The organism is Nocardia sp. NPDC004722, assembly GCF_053601505.1.
The window spans coordinates 1-3,178 of sequence record NZ_JBSGBY010000800.1 but is presented as its reverse complement, the minus strand read 5'-3'; the positions used below and the strand labels follow the sequence as shown (position 1 = coordinate 3,178).

3 protein-coding genes are annotated in these 3,178 nt (G+C 51.3%); 2 read left to right on the top strand and 1 reads right to left on the bottom strand.

Annotation, left to right across the window (positions count from 1 at the left end; all coding sequences use genetic code 11):
* Positions 1-262: 262 nt before the first annotated feature.
* Together ACWELQ_RS42090 and ACWELQ_RS42085 are read left to right on the top strand one after the other, a co-directional pair.
* On the top strand, positions 263-1,420 hold the full coding sequence (locus tag ACWELQ_RS42090; RefSeq protein WP_452402575.1) for a hypothetical protein: 1,158 nt from the start codon (positions 263-265) through the stop codon (positions 1,418-1,420).
* 132 nt (positions 1,421-1,552) lie between these two features.
* On the top strand, positions 1,553-2,275 hold the full coding sequence (locus ACWELQ_RS42085; protein WP_452402574.1) for a HEPN domain-containing protein: 723 nt from the start codon (positions 1,553-1,555) through the stop codon (positions 2,273-2,275).
* 244 nt (positions 2,276-2,519) lie between these two features.
* Here the strand turns inward: ACWELQ_RS42085 and ACWELQ_RS42080 are convergent.
* Positions 2,520-3,178: hypothetical protein (locus ACWELQ_RS42080; RefSeq protein WP_452402573.1), on the bottom strand; the 659-nt coding region annotated here is incomplete at its 5' end.

Sequence of the window (3,178 nt, the reverse complement as noted above, 5' to 3'; positions counted from 1 at the left end):
GTTTCGAACGGCTCTTCAGTTGATCTTGACCTGCGCAACGCCCCAGGCTCCAACCAACGCCAGACTACCGGCCACGAAACAAGGCCTTCACCCCACCGGGCCCGTCCGACGCGGTCGGATGCCCGGACCGAACTAGCGGGCGCACCGTGGGCTTCGAGCCAGTGCCCTCAGACGCACCGGAGCGTTTACACGGTCCAAGCCACCAACCACAGTGTGCGAGGAATATGTTGCGGCACTGGGGATCCCGCAGCAAGATTGTCATGTGGGAACGGAAGCAGCGCTTAGCACCATTGCCGAGGATGGCAGGAACTTTGGGCGCATGGTAGCCAAATACCTCCGGAACCTCTTTGAGGATATGGTCAGGTGGGAATCTCGCTTATCGGATGAAGAAAACTCCGAACAACTAAAATTGGAATTCAAAACCTGGTGCGAGAACAAGAAGAATGAACTTCAATACACCATCTATGGCGCCCCTTTTGGGTACGGCCAAAAGTTAGTAAGTTCAGTATCCAGTTGCGTCTCTCAACTCGGACACTTCAGCGACAACATTGGATCATGGACCTCGTTCAATAACGTGATGAATGATCATATTCGACAGTATGAGCGCGCCGATCCTATTAAGAGGAATCGCAAGTGGCATGACCCGCCCCGTTATGCAAAGCTCCGCAAAGGAATACGGCCAGACATATATCGACGGCACCTCGAAGAGCTGGCACGCGACGGCAACCTAATCCTCCACACGTATCTAAATCAGACCACATCCGAAAACGATCAGAACCCGCACGAGCAATGGAATGCGATCCGCCCAAGTGTATCCATCTGGGTTGCAAGCTGCACTGAACTCCTGAAATGCATTAGCCCAATCAATGGCTCACCCGACTCGGAAGAACAACCTGCGCATCATTTCGAAGACTTAACCTACGCCTGGGAGATAGGTGGAAATCATCTATTCTCACACCCCAGATTCACCGGTGCATGCGTGGAGCTAGGTATTCAGTATCTGAATCGATTGGAATCGAGCATGGAAAACTATATAGATAGCCCGTCTTCGCCATCTGAAAGCTCACAATACTCCCAGGTCTTCAACGGGCCTTTCTACGGGCAGAACGCACTGAAGATTGAGAATCTCAATTCAACTATTGCAGGAATTATCGAGCATGGCGATAGCCAAACAGGCGAGGCTCTACAGGCCCTCGAGCAAGCAATTATGGTCGATACAATTGAGGACATTGAACTTCAGCGGGATCTACTTGACAATCTCGAGACACTAACTGACGCCGCCGAAACACCACCCGAAAATCGAAAGCGAGGCGCCCTGAAAGCCGCGCTATCGATGCTCAAGTCTGCGGCCTCGTCAGGCCCAGAGATCGCTAAGGCTCTAGAGGCCTGGGGGCAGGTACTCAACGGACTTGTCACGTAGCGGATTGCCTCACAGCGAGCATACCGAGGCAGCCAACGTGATACTGGTTCAATCCCAATATCACGCACCAAGGATACTAGCGATGTAGATATTCGCTAGTCACGGCATTGCAATGCTGGTAAGTTTCGCCCGGTGACGAGCAAGGGAAGCAAAGAGGGCCCCCATTCGGGTGCATGGTTTATCTTCCAGCGCAACTGGACCACTATCGACCATCTGATTGATGTTAGATTGAATTCTAGAAGCAACATCCCGAGACCTGCTCGGGCTTCTCTGAATATTGCGGCCGTAGTGTTCATTGTGACCGCCTGGGAAGCATACGTCGAAGACCTGGTCGATGATGCGGCTTCGCAATTGGGAATGGATATCGAGAGCTTTGACGAATTGCCAAATAGAGTTAAGAGCGTAATTAGCGAGGGGATACGAAAGAATCCACCTACCTGGAATCCCGCTAACATCGTAGAAGACGGGTGGCGCGATGTGGTTTACGATAACGCACATCGAAGAATAAAAGGAGGTGCATTCAACACTCCCAAAGCAGAGAATGTTGATAGACTCTTCTACGACACAATCGGAATGAAGTGCGTAAGCGATTCATGGCACTGGCAAGGGGTTAAACACGGAGAACCCGCAAAACTGCTTAACCGAACAATTGAAATCCGCGGCGCAATTGTTCATCGAGGAAGACACACAAGACCTTTGGAACTGCAAATGGTTAGAAGGTTCGGTGCCAACGTTAAGAAGTTGGTGGAGTGCACTGAAAACGCTGTGAACAATTACAAGGTGTTAATCACTGGAAAACCACTGGACGACTTCACCAAGAGTGCTGCCGACGGAACCTTTATTGGCAAGTATTAGCATTACCCGTCGCGTGATGCTATGACCAGGCGTTTTCACCACACGGAGACGAATGGTTGGGCGATGCCGTCGAGGTCAATCAGGATCTCTGGATCCTTCCAGGTACGTTTTGACACGTACGTGTCAACCGGTGACCCACTGGTCGTAACACGTACGTATCAATAGGGGAGAGTGCGGCGCCGCCCTCCTGGCGTCTATACACGTCGACCCAATCCAGTGCATGAGCTAAACCATTCACTAGGGGTTATCGAAGGTCAATCCGATCCGCACTAGCCCAAACTACTGTCCTCGCGATATAGCGCATGACCTTCAGGTCCTCGCGAACATAGTTTGCGGCATTCGAGTCGGGCAACAGCAAGATCGACTCACCCTTCTGGTTCTCACCTTTCGAATGCACAATCTGGCACCGAAGCTGATATATACGCTCCGCTATCCGATCCACTAATTCTTGACCTTGCAGGCCATTCCCGATCGGAGCAATTCCAGGGAGTCGGTCTTTCCTCCGTAAATGATCCCGCAAGGAACCGTCGGACTCTAAGAATTCTAGCAATCCGTCAGGACTGACACAGAACGTGAGAACCGACTTGAGCTGAGGTAGCTCTCTTTGCGTCTCTTTTATCTCATCAGATAAGGCGGAAATAAGGTTAGCAGCTTGACCATCATTCCACACTGTAAATGTCGGATTCTTCATGCAACGCTGCAACAAAGCAATCGCCGACCTCAGGGCATATCTACGAAAGAAGTATTCGACCGATTGATAGTAGCCGAGATAGGCGGCAATGGGAACTGATTCGGATCGTTTGGCATGAATATAGTAGCTCGTAGCGATCGGATCGTAATCGTTCAACGTCATCGTAAGCGGCATATCGCGCGCGCCGATTTCGCAAGCAGCGAGAGCTTCGC